Source organism: Methylobacterium sp. B1 (assembly GCF_000333255.1).
In the GTDB taxonomy this organism is placed as follows: domain Bacteria; phylum Pseudomonadota; class Alphaproteobacteria; order Rhizobiales; family Beijerinckiaceae; genus Methylobacterium; species Methylobacterium fujisawaense.
The window spans coordinates 1-1394 of record NZ_BACT01000205.1; the positions used below are offsets into that span (position 1 = coordinate 1).

General features: G+C 74.0%; 2 protein-coding genes and 1 pseudogene. All 3 read left to right on the plus strand.

Going from position 1 to position 1394, the window contains the following annotated elements; translation table 11 throughout:
* Nucleotides 1-213 (plus strand): annotated as a pseudogene (locus tag I53_RS05420) (ABC transporter ATP-binding protein); the annotation flags it as partial.
* A complete protein-coding gene (locus tag I53_RS05425; protein WP_043347545.1) occupies nt 210-953 on the plus strand; it encodes an ABC transporter permease in 744 nt (247 codons plus the stop codon). The pseudogene I53_RS05420 and the gene I53_RS05425, both read left to right, overlap by 4 nt.
* 257 nt (nt 954-1210) lie before the next feature.
* On the plus strand, nt 1211-1394 hold a 184-nt coding region (locus I53_RS34470; protein WP_251982230.1), incomplete at its 3' end, for a hypothetical protein.

Genomic DNA, 1394 nt, shown 5'->3' on the forward strand with positions numbered 1-1394 from the left:
CGGGCCTTCCAGCTCATGGCCCTGCGCGTGGTGGACGATCTGGTGGAGCCCGGCCCGGCGCCGGGCCCGCCCATCCCGGCCGGGACCTCGGTACGGGCCGCCCTCGCGGAGAGCCTGTGGTCCCGGCGCCCGGCCCTGCCGGTCAGCCGCGACGGCGTCATCCTGGGACGGGTGACGCGGGCGGCCCTCGAGGCGCAGGGCGGCCGGCCGTGAGCCGGGCCCCGCCTCTCGCCTGGGCCACGCTCCTCGCCCTCCTCGGCGTGTTCCTGGTCGCTCCGGGCCGATTCGCGCCCCTGTTTCAGCCGTTCGCCCCCGGCGACACGCCGCCGATCTACGCGCAGACGCCGCTGCTGACGCTCGCCGTCAATCACCTCCTGCTGGTCGCCGCCGCGACCCTGACGGCCGCCGCGATCGCCGTCGGCCTGGCGGTCGCGGCCACCCGGCCGGCCGGGCGCGACGTGCTGCCGTTCGCCCGGTCGGTGGCCCGGATCGGGCAGACCTTTCCTCCGGTGGCGGTCCTGGCCCTGGCGGTGCCGATCTTCGGGTTCGGCGCCGTCCCGACCCTGATCGCCCTGGTGCTCTACGGGCTCCTGCCGATCTTCGAGACCGCGCTCACCGGGCTCGACGGGCTCGATCCCGCGCTGATGGAGGCCGCGCGCGGCATGGGCATGACCGACCGGCAGCGGCTCCTCCGCGTCGAGCTGCCCCTGGCGCTGCCGATGATCCTGTCGGGGATCCGCCTCGCTGCCGTCATCGGCCTCGCGACGGCGACCATCGGCTCGACGGTGGCGGCCAGCACCCTCGGCGAAGTGATCATCTCCGGCCTCCTCACCGGCAACACCGCCTACGTGCTGCAGGGCGGCCTCGTGGTGTCGGCGCTGGCCCTCCTGATCGATGCCGGCTTCCGCCATGTCGAGCGCGGGGCGGCACGCCGGGCTGGATTTCGTTCCTAGACGCGACTAAAACGCCAGCGGGGCCGTACGCGCGGCCCTGGGGCGTGGAACCCCCTGTCTGATGGTTGGTGCCGACCAGAACGGCACCCGCATCCTTGGCCATACGGTCGGGGAGCCTGCGACGCATGTCCAGGCGTTCCGGCGCTAAAGGTCGTAGGGACCGTTCAGACACGGTTTTCCAACTCCCCGACTCGGGATGGTCGAAGGCTCGTTCGCGGGGGCGCACCGCGGATCAGAGCCCGCCGGGGGGATGGACCATGGGCTCCAGCGATCCCGAAACGCGCGGACGTCAGCTCGCCCGGCTGCGCGCGGCCTACGAGGGCCGTCCGGGGCGGTCGGACCGCGCCGGCAGTGGCGCGCGGCACTCGCCGGCGCTCTTGGGACGGAATCTCGTGGTGCTCGGCGGGCTGCCCGAACGGGACCGGCTTGCCGGGGATCGGT